The sequence below is a fragment of the Parabacteroides sp. AM58-2XD genome, from assembly GCF_003463685.1.
Taxonomy (GTDB): Bacteria; Bacteroidota; Bacteroidia; order Bacteroidales; family Tannerellaceae; genus Parabacteroides; species Parabacteroides segnis.
This window is the reverse complement of the sequence record NZ_QSDP01000013.1, coordinates 59,150-75,531: the sequence shown is the minus strand read 5'-3', so window position 1 is coordinate 75,531 and position 16,382 is coordinate 59,150. Positions and strand designations below refer to the sequence as shown.

General features: G+C 43.7%; 7 protein-coding genes and 2 pseudogenes. 8 read left to right on the top strand and 1 reads right to left on the bottom strand.

Annotated elements, in window-relative coordinates; all coding sequences use genetic code 11:
• The first annotated feature begins 98 nt into the window (after nt 1–98).
• The 7 genes and pseudogenes from DXA15_RS05095 (at nt 99) to DXA15_RS05065 (ending at nt 11,786) form a co-directional block, all read left to right on the top strand.
• Nucleotides 99–812 carry a FadR/GntR family transcriptional regulator gene (locus DXA15_RS05095; protein ID WP_010802481.1) on the top strand — a complete coding sequence of 238 codons (714 nt, stop codon included), beginning with the start codon at nt 99–101 and terminating at the stop codon, nt 810–812.
• Nucleotides 813–815: 3 nt separating this feature from the next.
• Entirely contained in the window at nt 816–3,401 is a 2,586-nt protein-coding gene (locus DXA15_RS05090; RefSeq protein WP_233566850.1) for a sodium/solute symporter, read from the top strand.
• Nucleotides 3,402–3,414: 13 nt separating this feature from the next.
• Nucleotides 3,415–4,327: pseudogene (locus DXA15_RS05085) on the top strand (dihydrodipicolinate synthase family protein).
• Between the two features lie 83 nt (nt 4,328–4,410).
• A complete protein-coding gene (locus DXA15_RS05080; RefSeq protein WP_128133326.1) occupies nt 4,411–7,710 on the top strand; it encodes a TonB-dependent receptor in 3,300 nt (1,099 codons plus the stop codon).
• A gap of 12 nt (nt 7,711–7,722) precedes the next feature.
• Nucleotides 7,723–9,183, top strand: a complete 1,461-nt coding sequence (locus tag DXA15_RS05075) for a RagB/SusD family nutrient uptake outer membrane protein (protein ID WP_128133325.1) — start codon at nt 7,723–7,725, stop codon at nt 9,181–9,183.
• A gap of 41 nt (nt 9,184–9,224) precedes the next feature.
• Nucleotides 9,225–10,328 carry a sialidase family protein gene (locus DXA15_RS05070; protein ID WP_128133331.1) on the top strand — a complete coding sequence of 368 codons (1,104 nt, stop codon included), beginning with the start codon at nt 9,225–9,227 and terminating at the stop codon, nt 10,326–10,328.
• 454 nt (nt 10,329–10,782) lie between these two features.
• Nucleotides 10,783–11,786, top strand: a pseudogene (locus DXA15_RS05065) (AI-2E family transporter).
• Nucleotides 11,787–11,802: 16 nt separating this feature from the next.
• Here DXA15_RS05065 and DXA15_RS05060 read toward each other — a convergent pair.
• Nucleotides 11,803–14,142: a beta-galactosidase gene (locus DXA15_RS05060; protein WP_128133324.1), complete on the bottom strand. Its 2,340-nt coding sequence runs from the start codon at nt 14,140–14,142 to the stop codon at nt 11,803–11,805.
• A 156-nt stretch (nt 14,143–14,298) separates the two neighbouring features.
• Here DXA15_RS05060 and DXA15_RS05055 point away from each other — a divergent pair, with 156 nt between their 5' ends.
• Complete coding sequence (locus DXA15_RS05055) at nt 14,299–16,341, top strand: M13 family metallopeptidase (protein WP_122327261.1); 2,043 nt, start codon at nt 14,299–14,301, stop codon at nt 16,339–16,341.
• Nucleotides 16,342–16,382: the final 41 nt, after the last annotated feature.

Here is a 16,382-nt window from a genome sequence, read left to right as displayed (position 1 = left end):
TAGTTAAATATTTATTTATGTTTGTTTGTTAAATAAATAATACAGTAATTTGTCAGACAAATAGGATTAATAGTATTATAAACCACAAATTAATATATATGGACAAATTAAAAATATACAATCAATCTGTCACCCTGGTGGATCAGGTAGAAGATAAGCTGCTTAATTACTTTAAGAACAATGATTTGCGTACAGGTGATCCGATCCCTAACGAATTGGAGTTGGCGGCTACTTTAGGTGTTGCCCGTAATGTGTTGAGAGAGGCACTTAGTCGCCTGAAAATGATGGGTATGATTGAATCACGTACACGGCGTGGGATGATTTTAACAGAACCTTCTATATTGGGAGGAATGAAACGGGTCGTCGATCCTCGTATTTTAAGTGAAGAATCTTTGTTTGATATATTGGGTTTTAGAATTGCTTTGGAAATAGGTATTTGTAGTGACCTTTTCAGAAATATAACTTCTGAAGATATAGCCGAACTTGAAGAGATCGTGAAAATGGGAGTGATGTTTGAAAATAATGAATATGCACCGGTCAGTGAATTTACCTTTCATGCAAAACTTTATGAAATAACAGGGAATAGAACTATTTCTGAATTTCAAGGAATTATTCACCCTGTGATGGTCTTTGTAAAAGATAAATTCAAAGACCTGTTGGAGCCGATCAATATAGAGATGAAGGAAAAAGGAGAGATTGTGACTCATGAAGATCTGCTTGAGTTTATAAAGAAAAAAGATGAAGAAGGTTTCCGTAGGGCTTTGGAGAAACATTTTGCCGTGTATAAAATATTTATGAATAATAGAGTATAGCATTTGAAAAACAACCTTGAAATGATCTACGATACTATAAAAAAACTCATTTTCTTTTTATTTTGCTTGTCTGTTTCTCATCAGGTTTTGGCATTATCCCCTCTATCGCGTGATAAGATAGAATGGAAGAACTCCTTATGTCTTCCTGCTGTCGATAATGAACCCAATATCGGAGTGGCAGGTGCTTTTTCCGGTTTTATTGGAAATACGTTAGTCATTGCAGGCGGTGCTAATTTTCCGGAAGCGATGCCCTGGGAGGGAGGAACGAAGGAATGGTGGAATACCATCTATTATATTGATGCAAAAGATTCATCGGCTACATGGAAAATAGCAGAAGAGGTCTTACCAAATTCCCGGGCTTATGGTGTGTCTGTCGAGTTGCCGGGAGGTTTGCTGTGCATCGGCGGATGTGATTCCATTCAGTGTTATAAGGATGTTTTTCTTATCCGGAAAAAGAACCGGCAAATAGAATTGTCATTATCCTGGCCTGCCTTGCCTGTCCCTTTGGCGAATGCGACCGGTGCCCTTTTAAATAACTGTATTTATGTGGCAGGGGGACAAATCAGTATGAAAGAACAGGCTGCAACCGGCCATTTTTATAAATTAGATCTTTCAGACCTGAAAAAAGGATGGCAGGAACTTGCTACATGGCCGGGAGAGCCTAGAGGTTACGCTGTATCTGCCGTACAGAGTGATGGGTTTGATAAATGTTTTTATCTGTTCAGCGGCAGAAACTACCAGGCAGACGGAACAGTGAAAGTGTTGACTGACGGATTCGTTTATAATCCGCGGATGAAAAGCTGGAAGAAATTAGACCGGCAGTTTCCTGTGATGGCTGGGACTGCTTTGCCAACCGGGATTAATCATATCCTATTGTTTGGCGGTGTTCCGCAATTGATTCCCGGTTCTGTCGATCATCCCGGTTTTGATAACACGGTAAGGCTGTATCATACGATCACAAATACATTGGTAGAAAGAGAAATATCTCCTTATATTCTTCCGGTAACGACCAGTATTGCAAAAAAAGATAACGCTTTTTATATTACAAGCGGTGAAGTGAAACCGGGAATCCGTACACCTGAAATAGTACAAGGGGAAATTATCCCGTTTGAGAAAAAGCTTGGATTTTTGAATATTGCAGTGATCGGTATCTATTTTGCATTGTTGGCATGGATCGGTTACTATTTTTCAAAGAGACAGAAAAATACGGAAGATTATTTTAAAGGAGGGGGACGATTGCCTTGGTGGGCGGTGGGATTGAGTATTTTCGGTACTAGTCTGAGTGCGATAACATTTATGTCGATACCGGCAAAAGCCTATGCTTCCGATTGGAGTTATATGCTGGTTAATGTCGGTATATTAATGGTCGTACCGGTGATACTCTATTTGTTTATTCCCTTTTATCGTAAACTGAATGTTACGACAGCGTATGAATATTTGGAATTACGTTTTAATTCGTTGATCCGGGTAATTTGTAGCCTTGCTTTCATTTTGTTTCAGGTCGGTCGAATGGGGATTGTTATGTATCTTCCAGCAATAGCATTGAATGTGATAACCGGTTTCGATATATTTTTATGTATTGGTTTGATGGGTGTTTTAAGTCTGATCTATACGATGATAGGCGGAATCGAAGCGGTGGTCTGGACAGACGCTTTGCAGGTGGTGATCCTGTTGGGAGGGGCGATATTGGTTGTGATTGTAGCGGTATTTAATATCCCGGAAGGATTTTCCGGTATTGTTCGTGAAGCCGCTGTCGATAACAAATTCTCTCTGGGCAGTTTTGATTTCAATTTGAAACAATCTACATTATGGACGGTTTTGATTGCTACATTTTTTACAAACCTGACGACTTATGGTACCGATCAAACGATGGTTCAGCGTTATATGACGACCGGAACGGAAAAGCAGGCCCGGAAAAGTGTATTGACAAATGCTGTATTGACTATTCCTGCCACATTGCTGTTTTTCTTTGTCGGGACGGTATTATATGTTTATTATAAACACAACCCGCTAGAACTCAGCATAACTGTTTCTGACGGAGATGCGATTCTCCCTTGGTATATTTATTCCGAGTTACCTCAGGGAGTGGTCGGTCTGTTGATTTCCGGGATTTTAGCAGCTGCCATGTCCACATTGAGCAGTAGCATGAATTCAGCAGCGACAGCCTATGTGACCGACATTCATTCAAAAATAAATCACCATAAGGTCGATTTGAAGGTGGCTAAGATTGCTACGATGTTATTGGGAGCGGCCGGAATTTTATTCGCTTACCTGATGGCTACCTGGGATATTAACTCGTTATGGGATGAATTCAATAAAATACTGGGAATCATTTTGGGCAGCCTGGGAGGATTGTTCCTGCTCGGAATGATTACACGAAGAGCCAATGCGACAGGGGCTTTGTGTGGTATCATTGGGAGTATTATGGTGCAGTTGACAATGATACATTTTGAGACCGTTCATCTCTTATTATATACAACAACCGGTTTTGTCTCCTGTTTCGTTATAGGCTATCTGGTCAGTTGTTTGTTTCCGGGTGATAGGAAAAATATAGATCATCTGACAATCTATAAAGTATTGTCCAAATAAAAAACAAAAGCAAATGAAAAATTATCAACGTCTGAAAGGACTGATTGCCGCATCTTTTACTCCGATGGATGCGGAAGGAAAGGTTAATCTGCCTGTGATCGGTAAGTATGCCGATCTGATGGCAAAGTCAGGAATGACTGGAGTGTTTGTTTGCGGTACGACCGGTGAATCGCTGTCGTTGACCGTGGAAGAGCGGAAAAATATCCTGGAACAATGGGTGAAATCTGCCGATGGCCGGTTTAAGGTTATAGCCCATGTCGGGAGCGATTCCCTCTTTGAATCGATGGATTTGGCGAAACATGCTTATGAATCGGGAGCAGATGCGATTGCGGCAATGGCACCTTGTTTCTTCAAACCGGCTACGGTTAAAGAGTTGATCGCCTTTTTTGCTCCGATAGCAAAGTGCCGAAGAGCTTCCTTTTTACTATTACAATATGCCTTCCATGACGGGAGTATCGTTGCCGGTGGCAGAGTTTTTGGTAGAAGGAAAAAAGAGTATACCCAATTTAGCCGGAACAAAATTTACCCATAGCAACCTGATGGAAATGGGTGAATGCCTGGCATTAAATAATGGAGAGTTTGAAGTTCTGCACGGATATGACGAAATTCTGATTTCCGGACTGGTGTTCGGTGCTGAAGCAGGGGTAGGCAGTACCTACAACTATTTGTCGGATGTGTATCTTGGAATTATGAAAGCAATGGAGTCTGGTGATCTGGAGACAGCCAGAAAATTGCAGATGAGATCGATTGAAGTAGTAAAAATAATAATTAAATACGGAGGAGGTGTAAGAGGAGGAAAAGCTATTATGAATTTGATCGGCATTGACTGTGGAAGCTGCCGGTTACCCATCGCCCCATTCAGCGATGAGGAATATAAATCACTAAAAGAAGACTTGATGAAAATCAACTTCTTTGATAAAAAATAGAAAAAAGAAAAGGGGCAGATAAACTTTGGCCGGCTTATAACCCCTGATCTTACTTTAAAATATTCTTTAAAAGCGATACAAAGATGAGAAAATTAGATGGATTTAAATGCCTTTTTATTGTTTTGTTGACAATTTTTGGGACGATTAGTTCTGTAGTTGCACAACAAAGCAGTTTACAGACAGAAATGGAAATCAGTGGTATAGTGAAAGATGCAACAGGTGAGCCTGTTTTAGGAGCGGCTATTATTGTCAAAAATACTACAATTGGTACGACAACAGACCTGGATGGTAAATTCACACTCAGAGTACCGAAAAAATCACAACTGGACGTTTCTTTTATTGGTATGACAACTGCGGAGGTGAAAGTAACGGATAAAACTTTTTACGAAATTATATTGAAAGACGAGTCTTTTGCACTGGATGAAGTCGTCGCTATTGGTTATGGAACCCAATCCAGAGCCACAGTAACTTCCGGCGTCGTTTCCGTAAAGAAAGGAGAATTGCTGAGTTCTGTCTCTGCATCTCCACTAAATAATTTGCAAGGAAAAGTGGCAGGTCTGGATATCCGTCAGACGACCGGTCAGCCGGGGGCGCAACCTGTTGTTCTGATCCGTGGCGGTTCGACAGATCCTTCCAAGGATACTCCGCTGTTCGTTATTGACGGTGTATTACGCGACAATATGAACGGTATCAACCAGGAAGATATCGAGTCAATGGAGGTTTTAAAAGATGCGGCGTCAGCAGCAATCTACGGAGCAAAGGCGGCGAATGGTATTATTTTGATAACCACAAAACAAGGCTCTTCAAAAGATGGAAAAGCGACAATTAACGCCTCTTATCGGTTAGGTATAGAACGTATTCGTACACATTATCCGTTTTCAAACGCAGAGGATTATTTGTATGCTTCCCGTCTGGCAGGAGCGAGGGTAATAAACGATGCAAACGTGACCGGCCGCCTGGAAGGTGGAGCCTATCCGTATTCAACAGGGAATATAAATTATAAAAATGGTTCGTTGATCGGTTACGGATATTCCCGCTTTACGACAGAATACATGGATGACCTGGTCGGTAATATGGGACAATCTTATGTTGATGACCTGCTGGGTAATCAGGGATATCAGACAATGAAGGACCCTTATTCAGGTAAAACCCTTATTTTTAAAGATAATAACTATCAGAAAGATGTACTTTTCCAAACGGGGCTGACGCATAATTATGATGTGAATGCCTCCGGAGGGAATGATCGTGCGAACTATTACGTCAGTTTAGGTTACATCGATGCCGAGGGCATGGTTTTGGGAACAGGATATGACCGGTTCAGCCTGACCGCTAACGGTAATTATAAGTTGCAGGATCATATAAGCCTATCGGTTGGCCTCAAACATTCAACAATAGCCAATAAATCGACAGACCCTGAAAATTCAGGGACCAGCACTCTGGACCGTTCTTCCCGCTATCCGACAACTTTCCGTTTGTATTATGATGACGGGACACCGGGTATCGGCGAATCCGGCGGTTCTCCGCGAAACCGTTTGCATGAACTGTATTATCAGGATATTACAGATAAAGCCTATCGTAATACATTCCAGCTGGGATTGGATTGGAAAATCATTGAGGGACTGCATTTCAAACCGTCGGCATCTTATTATGTGCAGGAAAACATTTATCGTTTTTTTGAAAAATACAATGATTTCAACAAAGGGCGCAAGACCTTGGAGAGACACGACCAGCGCAAGCAAATCATGGCAGATGCCGTATTCACTTATGACAAGAAGTTTAAGAAGAATACGATTAACGCACTGTTGGGTATGAATTACACGAAGAATGATAATTATTTTCTGAAAGGAACAGGCTCGGAAGCCCCGACCGATTATATCCCGACACTTGCCCCGACGAAACCGACAGAACAACGGACAACATCTACGCTGGAAAAAGAAATACTTGTCGGTTTCTTTACCCGTGTGAATTATGATTACGACCGCCGTTATTTGCTGACTGCCTCTTTACGTTACGACGGAGCCTCTCAGTTTGCGGAAGATCATAAGTTTGCTTTGTTCCCCGCATTCTCCGGCGGCTGGAATATGCATTATGAAGAATGGTTCCCGAAACAAATTGCCAGCCGTTTAAAACTGAGAGCCAGCTGGGGCCAGACCGGTAATAACAAACTGTCATATTCAAATACACAGGGTGAATATGCCTCTTATTTGTATGGCGGGAATCCGGGTGTCCTGAATAGTGTTCTGGCGAATAACAGCCTGGTTTGGGAAACTACCTCGAATGTGGATTATGGTTTTGATGCCGGATTTCTGAACAATCGTATCGAGTTTTCTTTTACCGGCTATAACAAGCTGACTTCTGACCGGTTGTATGATAAATCGCTCCCTGCCCAGACCGGGTTTAGTTCTATAAAGGCTAATTTGGGTGTTGTTCAGAACAAGGGTATTGAACTGTCATTGACTGCCCGTCCATTGTCCGGAGGTCCTGTCAGTTGGGATATTACAGCTACTTTTGCCATGAACCGTACTTATATGAAAGAACTTCCTGATAACGGACGCGATAAGAATCGTGTGCAGGGCGGTCTGATCTGGGATACGAAGAGCGGAACATATATTGAAGCCGGAGGCCTGGCTGAAGGAGAACGGATCGGCGGACGTTGGGGATATAAATACCTGGGTGTTTATGATACCGATGAGGCGGCTGCACTGGCTCCTGAAGATACAAAAGTCTCCGGTTCTAAAATAGGCAAAAACAAAGTGGCCGGTGATGCTATATGGGCCGATATGGATGGAAACGGAGTTATCGACGATAAGGATATCGTGTTTATCGGTTGGGCTAACCCGGACAAAAAGGGAGCATTGATAAACACATTGGGTTATAAAGGGTTTACGTTCCGTTTTGTGGTCGATTATGCCTTGGGCCATTCGATAGCAAATGTGTGGAGATGCCGTGCCAACGCCAATGCCCGTAATGCGATTGTTACGACAACCGACGTAACAAACGGTAATATCTGGTGGAGTCAGGGAGATGCCGCCACTGCTAAATATCCTCGTTACGATGTGGCTTCCGACTGGGATAACGGCTATCGTAACCACATGCGTACCATCGCTTATGCCGGTATGAACAGTAATGGAAACGCAGATAATACGGCGTATTATTCTAAAGGTGATTACCTCTGTTTCCGTGAAATCTCATTAAGCTACGACCTGCCTCGTTCTATTTGCTCCAAATTGAAAATGCAGGGGATATCCCTGACTGCCGGTGCAAATAACCTGGGTTATATCACTGCTTTTGATGGTTTGAACCCGGAACAGTATGACGGACAGGAAACAGGTGAGTATTTTATTCCGATACAATTCAATTTCGGTGCAAGATTAACTTTTTAAATTGGTATGAAAATGAAAAAGATATGGATATTTTTATGGATTGTGTGTTGTGCTTTATATAGTAGTTGCAGTTTACTGGAAGTGGAACCTGTCTCTACAATTACATCACAGTCATTCTGGAAAAACTCCGGAGATGCGAAAGCATATCTGACAGGTATATATAATAAAGTACGCGCGTTGAATAATACTTCTTTATATGGAGAAGACAGGGGAGATGCCTTTAAAGTGGGAGAGATCGGACCTTCCACAAATGCATGGGCTCAAAATCTGCTTGAAAACAATGCCCCTTCTTACCGGGATGCCTATAACATTATACATCATACCAATCTTTTGTTGTACAAGATTGACGGTTTGAGTTTTACAAATGAAGCGGATAAAAACAGAATCAAAGCGGAAACTTATTATTTGCGTGCCCAGACATATTTCTTTTTAGTACGTATATGGGGAGATGCGCCTATTCTGCTGGATCCTGTTCTTTCTGATAAGATCGAACTGAAACCCCGTTCCCCGAAGGAAGAGGTGATGAAACAAGTCTTGTCGGATATCGAACAGTCATTATCTTTGTTCCCGGAGGAAGGTTTTGTAAACAAGAACTACTCATCCAAGCCCGCCGCTTACGCTTTGAAAGCGGATGCACTGTTATGGAAAGCTAAAGTGTTGAATGGAGGAGACTCCGATCTGAATGAAGCGGTCAATGCAATTAACGAAGTGGAGAAGAGCGGTGTGGAACTTCTTCCTGAGTATGCCTCTGTTTTTAATAATGCAAATAAAAGAAATGCGGAGATTATTTTCTCCCTGTATTTCGAACGTTATGAAACGGGCAATCTTTCCATTGCGACGAATACGACATCGAGAACCGATAACTTGTCGATGGCTGTTAATCTGGATGAGGCGGCAACGTCTCCGAATCAGAGTCGCCATGTCTATGCTCCAAGTGAGAAGACCAGGGCGCTTTATTTGAAGTATCCGGGAGATAAACGCTACCAATCAGCCATGATCGATCTTGTTGATAAGGATGGCAACCTGATTTTAACACAGACCAATAAGTTCAGAGGAAAAGTTTATACGGATGACCGTTATTTTGATGATGATTTGATTGTATATCGTTGGGGTGATTTACTTTTGTTACGTGCAGAAGCAAATGCCGCGTTGAATAAGATACAGGATGCTTTATCTGACCTGAATGCCGTCAGGCAGCGTGCCGGCTTGGATAATTATGCCGGTCCGGCCGACAAGGCGAGTGTGGAGAAGGAACTTTGTGATGAACGTCTGAGAGAGCTCTTTATCGAGCAGAAAAGATGGTTCGATCTGGTTCGTTTCCATTCGGGAGGAGCGATTAATATTTATAATGAAGTACCAAATCTGAATGATAAGCCGGGCTTTCCGTTATACTGGCCGATCAATTATAATGATATGGTATTGAATGATCAGTTGAAACAAACTGACGGATATGAATCGGATGTACAAAGATAATTCGCAGGAATAATATCTATTGAATTTTAAAATATATGAAGATGAAAAAGGGTTTATTATTGTTTCAGACGTTATTGCTCGGTTCTGTATTGCCTGTAATGGCACAGCAGGTAAAACCAAATTTACCCTGGGTGGATATCTCTTCTGACAGGGGACGCCAGATCGTCCTCTCAGAAGGAACACCTGAGTTGTATAACGGACATCCTACCACTGTGATGCTCGATGACAATAAAACGATTTATTGTACATGGAGCTTCGATCATGGAGGTGATGCCGGATTACTGGCAGTCAGTAAAGATTCGGGCTTGACCTGGACCAAACAGGCGGTTCCCGAGGACTGGTCGACTATGCGGAACTGTCCGAGTATATACAACCTGAAGGATAAGAAAGGTAAAGAACGCTTATTTGTCTTTTGCGGCCAGCCGGATATGCCTATGACTTACAGTGAAGACGGCGGAAAAAGCTGGAGTCCGGTTAAGAGGCTGGGTAAACCTTGTGTCATGGCTTTTTCCAGTATTATCCAATTGAAAAATGGAGATTATCTGGGGTTATACCATCGTGGACTGAATGACCAGGACCGTCCCCCGTTGACTTTGTGGCAATCGATATCCCATGATGGCGGTCTGACCTGGGAGGAGTCGACTTTAGTAGGAGAGATGGAGGGCCGTGCTCCCTGCGAACCTTGCGTGATCCGTTCGGAAGACGGTAAACGTCTGATTTGCATTGCTCGTGAAAATAAGCGTGTCGGAAACTCTTTAATGATGGTATCGACGGATGAAGGACAAACCTGGAGTGCCTTGCAGGAAACGCCCTGGGGACTGACGGGAGACCGGCATGTCATCAAATATGCTCCCGATGGGCGGTTGGTTGCCGTTTTCCGCGATATGGCGCCCGGCAGTCCGACCAAAGGACATTTTGTAGCCTGGGTAGGACATGAAAAAGACTTGCGTGAAGGAACTTCCGGCCAATATAAGATCAAACTGCTGCATAGTTATGCCGGTTCGGACTGTGGTTATCCGGGTTTGGAAATATTGCCAGACGGGACTATTATAGCAATCACTTATATTAAGATGACTCCGGGAAAAGCGAAACATTCCATTGTGGAAGTTCGTTTCAAATTGGATGAAACCGACGTGAAACTGTAATAAAAGTGGATGTAAGAAAGGTAAACTATCAAAATGACACTACCTTACCGGGAAAATCGGATTAATATACCGGGTAAAATAAAATACCCAACCGGGTAATATTTTTTAACGTATCGAAAAGATACTGGAAAGCCTGGTGTGCTATCATTTAGATAAATACGTATGGCTGATATTTCTGTCGGGCAGTGCGTTCACTTTGATCGGTTACTTTTCTGTTTGCGACGTCCTCATAAATGTTTTGGCGTCCTCATTAATATTTATGAGGACGCCAAAAACATTTATGAGGGCCTCGTGAACAGATTCCTTCCTAATGAAAAGTCGGGGAAAGCAGGGAAAGTATATGATTGAAAAGATGAGTGTTTCTTAACAACTGTACCGTTTATTTTGTTTATTAAGAAAATGGCAGGAGGCCATAAAGTAAAATGAGTTATTGAATCGTTATTTAAAATCGAATATGAGCTTGAAAGAATCGTACTGGAAATATTCCCTGATTACTATTATTCTGGTAATGGGAATCATACTTTTTATTGAGTTTACTCCGTTCCTGGGAGGAATACTCGGTGCTTTTACCATCTATATCCTATTGAGAAAGCAATTGAAGCATCTGACGGAGAAGAAACATTGGAACCGTAGTCTGGTTGCCATACTGCTGTTGCTTGAAACTATTTTGTGTTTTTTGATACCATTCTCCCTTGCTGTCTGGCTATTCGTTAATAAACTTCAGAATATAAATCTGAACCCATCTGAACTGGTCAGTTCTTTTGAGCATATCGCCGACCTGATCCGTGAGAGAACCGGCTTTGATTTGCTGGAGAAAGATAATATCGCATCCATTGTTTCCGTGCTGCCTAAGATCGGACAAGCCTGATGGGCGGAATTAGTGGCTTTGCAGTGAATGTGGCAGTTCTGGTTCTTATCCTTTATTTTATGCTGATCGGAGGGAGTAAGATGGAAACATACATTTATGAAATCCTGCCCTTCAGCAAAGAAAATAAACGCGAAGTACTGAAAGAGATCAATATGATCGTTACCTCCAATGCGATCGGTATCCCTCTGCTGGCAATCATCCAGGGTGTTATCGCGATGATCGGATATTGGGTGTTTAATGCGCCTAGCCCGTTTTTATTCGGTTTTCTGACCTGTTTTGCGACTATTATTCCAGTTGTGGGAACTGCTTTGGTGTGGCTGCCTCTTGCCGTTTACATGGCTTTGACCGGCGATTGGGTAAATGCGCTGGCTTTGACAGCCTATGCACTGATCGTTATCACTAACGTGGATAACCTGATTCGTTTTATCTTACAGAAAAAAATGGCGGATACCCATCCGCTGATCACGATTTTCGGAGTAATAATCGGTTTGTCCCTGTTTGGTTTTATGGGAATTATATTCGGTCCGCTCCTGATCTCTGTCTTTATACTTTGCTTTTCGATGTTCAAAAAAGAGTATTTGGATAAATAAAGGGGAATGACCCCGTTCAATAACTGAACGGAGTCATTTTTGCATATGCTTTATAGTCTTTGATCATTCCCGGATAGCCCTCTTCGGCACGCGGCAGGTAACGGAAGCCGGAGACTGTTACCGTCTCGCGCAAATCAATGACTACCTGATGCGGGTATTTGGCTCCTCTGGCCGTACTCCAGTAAGTGGATTCCTGCAAGTCGAATATTTTATCGGCGGTAAAATTACCTCCGTAAGTTTCTTCGCTGTCTGCATAAGCGATCTTCCAATGCTGGCGGCTGAGCGGTTTGCCGTTCTCATCCAGCAGATAAAACTCGGCGATGGCAGCGTTGTCTTTTCCATCCTGGGCGTTGAGGGCTTCCAGACAGAAATGACTGGCCTGTACAGGAGCATCGAATTTTACCTCCTGCCAACCGTTTCCTGCCTTTAAAGAACCTTGTCCCACAGGCTTTTCGTTTTTCAGGTTCAGGTTTTGCCCTTCTTTGCGGTTGGTAAGCGGTGCTTCCGGACGCAACATGTCGAGTATCGGTGTTTTCAGACCTTTGACAGATGCTTTTTCCGGTCCTTTCAGGTCGAGAACGATAATTTCGTTTTCTCCCTTTTTAAGCCAGCAACCCGGCATAAATAATGTTTGCTGAGGGCCGATTTCCCAGAAACGTCCCATGGCTTTTCCGTTTACCCATACCATACCTTTTCCCCAGGTCTGCATATCCAGGAATACATCGCCGGGAGTTTCGAGATTGAAAGTAGCACGGTAATAAGCAGGCGCTTCAACCTTTTTACCCGGTGTATATTTCTTATCTTTTACAAATGAATAGTCTACAGGGAGATTATATACCTGCCAGTCCTTCAGTTCGTCGGATGAGGATTCGGTGATCAGTGCCACTTTGTTCGTGATACCTTTCCGGTCGTGTATCGCCTTGTCGAAATTGACACGTCCCATTGCTTCGATCAGGATATCCAGTCGGGCGCCGGCAGCTGTAGCCGGTAATTTAATCGTGAATTCTCCGCGGCGGCGGTCCAGGCGGCCAATCAGTTTACCGTCGATGAAAACCTGTGCCCAATCATGCACTTCGTCTATTAATAAGGTGGTACCTGCTTTGACTGCCGGCAAGGTGGTACGATACAAGATGCTGCCCCAGCCTTGGTCGAACTGCTCCATCGGTTTGATGTCGCGGCTGGTTTTAGGTTCCGGCAGGTTCTCGAATAACAGAGCCGTCTCTTTCAGTTCAAACTCGGGTATCTCGATCACCGGGAATGCGTCGGGAATTTCGGGTTGTACTTCACCCGGAGCCATATAGTTTGCCATGAATTCGCGTAGTTTGTGATATTTGGGTGTTGCCCAACCTGCTTCGCTGATCGGGGCATCGTAATCGTATGAACTGCACATGGCTGAATAGGCCGGACTGTTTGCGCCTCCCCAATGTCCGAAGGTCGTACCTCCGTGGGTCATATAGAGGGAGAAAGAAATATTGCGGTCCAGCATGTCCCTGAGTCCGGCAATCATTGTTTCCGCATCACGTGTTTCATGTTTCCGTCCCCAATGGTCGAACCAGCCGCTCCAGAACTCGCTACACATTAGCGGGGTGTTCGGACGTACTTCTTTCAGCTTTTTGAATTGTTCGTCGATATTGGCTCCGGTACCGAAATTAACGGTCCATACCAGATCGTCGAGTGCATTGTTCAGGAAGTTGGAACTCCAGTCACACTGGAACAGGGGAACGTCGGTAAACCCGGCATCGCGCAGGATATCCCGGTTTTTGGCAATATACGACTTATCGGTCGCATAAGAACCATATTCGTTTTCAACCTGTACCATAATAATATTACCGCCCCGTGTAATCTGCCTGTCGGCCAGTTGTTTGCCGATCTCATTCATATAGATACGTGTACGTTCTATGAAATACGGGTCGTTTGTACGCAGCTGTATATCTTCTTTTTTCAATAACCACCAAGGCAGGCCTCCCATTTCCCATTCGGAACAAACGTACGGGCCGGGACGGAGCATGATATACATACCGTTTTTCTGAGCCAGACGGCAGAATGCAGCAATGTCGTTTTGTCCGCTGAAATCGAACTCGCCCGGTTTCTGTTCATGGATATTCCAGAACGCATAGATGCAAATCGTATTCATGCCCAACGCTTTGCACATCTGGATACGATGTTCCCAATATTCTACGGGGATTCGGGTGTAATGGATTTCGGCGGCCTTTATAATGAAAGGCTTGCCGTTTAGCAGAAATGTTTTGTCACCGATTTCAAAAGTGCCGTTGCTGCCGGACTGATTTTTACATCCGCTCAGTACGCAAATCAACATGACCATCAGGAGTGTTACGGTCTTCATAAAGTGATTCATGATAAAAATTAAGTTTATAAATAGTTTCAGATGGTAAAAGTAAATAAAAGATAGTAGATCACAGGTATAATAATCAGTCATATTGGATAAAAATCGGCTCTGTTTTACTGAAATTATGTACCTTTGCGGCATAATTCAAGTAAACGTTGAACAAAAATGAAAAAGTTAATGATGATTCCGTTGGTTGCTGTCGGTATGATAACAATGTCGGGATGCAGTCAGTCACCTGTGAAGGAAACTGCAAAAAATGATGCCATCAACCTGGCAAATCTGGACACGACAGTGGCTCCCGGTACAGATTTCTATCAGTACGCTTGCGGAGGCTGGATAAAGAACAATCCTCTGAAACCGGAATATTCCCGCTTCGGCACATTCGATCAGTTGATTGAGAATAATCAGGAACAATTGCGTACGCTTATCACAGAGCTGGATTCCAAACCCCAGGAAGCCGGAAGCGTTGCTCAGAAGATCAGCATGCTCTATGAAATGGGATTGGATAGTGTAAAACTGAATACGGAAGGGTTGGCTCCCGTCAAGGAACAATTGGATGCAATTAACCGTCTGGGAACGAAAGCGGATGTTGCCAAAATGGTGGCAACCTTGCATAAAGAAGGAATGGCTCCTTTCTTCGCTTTGTTCGTCGATGCCGATGAGAAGAACAGTTCTATGAATATCGTACAGCTGTATCAGGCAGGTCTCGGTATGGGTGACCGCGATTATTATCTGGTGGAAGACGATGCCTCCGTAAAAATGCGCGATGCATATAAACAATTCATCAGCCAGTTGTTCACATTGACCGGTGCTTCTCCTGAGCAGGCCGAAGCTGCTGTCAATGCCGTAATGAAAATAGAAACAGGCATCGCCAAAAGTTCTTTCAGTCGTGAAGACCTGCGCGACAGCCAGAAGAACTATAATAAGATCAAGTTGCAGGAGTTCAAGGCAAACAACAACCCGCTCGACTGGGACGTTTATTTTGAAAGCTTGGGCTTGATGGAAATTGAATATCTCGATGCCAAACAACTTCCGTTCTATGAAGCGTTGGGCGAGTTCATGAAAAATGTTTCTATCGACGAACAGAAATACTACTTGGCTTTTAACCTCTTGAATGCGGCTGCTCCTTACCTGAGTGATGATTTTGTGGCAGCCGAATTTGACTTCTACGGAAAAGTGATGTCCGGAAAGCTGGAACAGAAACCGCGTTGGAAACGTTCGCTGTCTACAGTGAACAGTGCCTTGGGCGAAGCTGTCGGCCAAATGTATGTGGCTAAATACTTTCCGGCTTCTTCCAAGGAAAAGATGCTTGAGCTGGTAGGAAACCTGCAGAAAGCATTGTCGGAACGTATCGCAGGTCTGGAATGGATGAGCGATGAGACAAAAGCGAAAGCGCAGGAAAAACTGTCTGCTTTTATCGTAAAGATCGGTTACCCAGATAAATGGCGTGACTACAGCGCTTTGGAGATCAAGGATGATTCTTACTGGGCAAATGTGTGCCGTTCGAATATCTTCGATATGGAGTACCAGCTGGAACAAGCAGGTAAACCGGTCGACAAAGCCCGCTGGGGAATGACACCGCAGACTGTAAATGCCTACTACAACCCGACAACAAACGAAATCTGCTTCCCGGCAGCTATCCTTCAGCCTCCTTTCTTTAACCCGGAAGCTGACGATGCCGTTAACTATGGTGCTATCGGTGTGGTGATCGGTCATGAAATGACACACGGATTCGACGACCAGGGACGTAATTACGATAAAAACGGTAACCTGGCCGACTGGTGGACTCCCGAAGACGCAGCCCTCTTTACGGAACGTGCCGACCGTCTGGTTCAGCAGTACGACAATATTATCGTTGCAGACAGTGTTCATGCGAACGGACGTTATACATTGGGAGAAAACATCGCTGACCAGGGCGGTTTGCTGGTTTCTCACCTGGCTTACCTGAATTCCCTGAAAGGTAAAACTCCGGCTCCGATCGACGGATTCACAAACGAACAACGTTTCTACCTGGGATATGCAACCTTGTGGGGACAAAATATCCGTCCTGAAGAAATCCTGTTGCTGACAAAGATCGACCCGCACTCATTGGGTAAATGGCGTGTAAATGCCGCTTTGCGTAATATCGACACCTTCTATTCGGCATTCGATATTAAAGAAGGCGACCCGATGTACATGCTGCCTGCCGAACGGGTAGTTATCTGGTAATACATAGAATATATAATGTGAAGGAGGTGTAGCAAAACAGG

Coding starts and splice junctions, on each gene's coding strand:
- DXA15_RS05095 (WP_010802481.1), top strand. CDS start 99: ATGGACAAATTAAAAATATACAATCAATCTGTCACCCTGGTGGATCAG.
- DXA15_RS05080 (WP_128133326.1), top strand. CDS start 4,411: ATGAGAAAATTAGATGGATTTAAATGCCTTTTTATTGTTTTGTTGACA.
- DXA15_RS05075 (WP_128133325.1), top strand. CDS start 7,723: ATGAAAAAGATATGGATATTTTTATGGATTGTGTGTTGTGCTTTATAT.
- DXA15_RS05070 (WP_128133331.1), top strand. CDS start 9,225: ATGAAAAAGGGTTTATTATTGTTTCAGACGTTATTGCTCGGTTCTGTA.
- DXA15_RS05060 (WP_128133324.1), bottom strand. CDS start 14,142: ATGAATCACTTTATGAAGACCGTAACACTCCTGATGGTCATGTTGATT.
- DXA15_RS05055 (WP_122327261.1), top strand. CDS start 14,299: ATGAAAAAGTTAATGATGATTCCGTTGGTTGCTGTCGGTATGATAACA.